Origin of the sequence: Alteribacillus sp. JSM 102045 (assembly GCF_041949975.1) — a bacterium.
Taxonomy (GTDB): domain Bacteria; phylum Bacillota; class Bacilli; order Bacillales; family Marinococcaceae; genus Alteribacillus.
In genome coordinates this window covers 1-1,130 of the sequence record NZ_JBHFQG010000101.1, presented here as the reverse complement: position 1 = coordinate 1,130, position 1,130 = coordinate 1, and the positions used below count along the sequence as shown (strand labels likewise).

Genomic DNA, 1,130 nt, shown 5'->3' with positions numbered 1-1,130 from the left:
GAAATGGGAAAAACATTCCCGGAAGCAAAAGGGGAAACGGCTCGCGGGGTAGCTATTCTTCGCTATTATGCAGGAGAAGGCATGAGAAAAGTAGGTGACGTGATTCCGTCTACCGATAAAGATGCTTTTATGTTCACCACACGCACACCGCTTGGCGTTGTAGGTGTTATCACGCCGTGGAACTTCCCAGTTGCGATTCCAATATGGAAAATGGCTCCGGCGCTTGCTTATGGTAACAGCGTTGTGCTGAAACCAGCTAGTGAAGCAGCAGTAACTGCAGCAAAAATTATTGAATGCTTTGAAGAAGCAGGTCTTCCAAAGGGCGTCGTAAACTTTGTAACTGGATCTGGTTCTGTCATTGGACAAGGCATTATTGATAACCCGGACGTAGCTGGTATTACGTTCACTGGTTCGGATACCATCGGTAAACAAGTCGGTCAGGGAGCCCTTTCCCGCGGAGCGAAGTATCAGCTTGAAATGGGCGGGAAAAACCCGGTTATTGTAGCAAAAGATGCAGACCTCGATCTTGCTGTAGATGCTACGATCAGCGGCGGCCTCCGTTCTACCGGTCAAAAATGTACAGCCACAAGCCGTGTCATCGTAGAAAGCGATGTATATGACACATTCAAAGAAAAACTCATTGCGAAAGTAAAAGAAATCAAAGTGGGCGACGGCCTTGAAGATGGCGTTTGGATGGGACCTTGCTCTAGTGAAGGCCAAATGGAAACCGTTCTTTCTTATATCGAAAAAGGAAAAAATGAGGGAGCGGAGCTTATTTTCGGCGGTAACCGTCTGCAAGAAAACGGCCTCGACAAAGGCTTCTATGTAGAACCAACTGTTTTTGACGGTGTAACGACGGACATGACGATTGCGCAAGAAGAAATCTTTGGCCCGGTGCTTGCATTGATGAAAGTAGACAACATCGAAGACGGTATCGCACTTGCGAATGACGTTGAATTTGGACTTAGTGCGTCTATCTTTACAACAAACATCCAAAGTATGCTTGACTTTGTCGATGACATGGAAGCAGGGCTTGTTCGTGTCAACGCTGAAAGTGCCGGCGTAGAACTGCAGGCTCCATTCGGCGGTATGAAGAAATCAAGCTCTCACTCCCGTGAACAAGGGGAAGC

General features: G+C 47.4%; 1 protein-coding gene. It reads left to right on the top strand.

Annotated features, from left to right (window positions below; genetic code table 11):
• On the top strand, positions 1–1,130 hold a 1,130-nt coding region (locus tag ACE1TI_RS21825), incomplete at both ends, for an aldehyde dehydrogenase family protein (protein WP_375009602.1).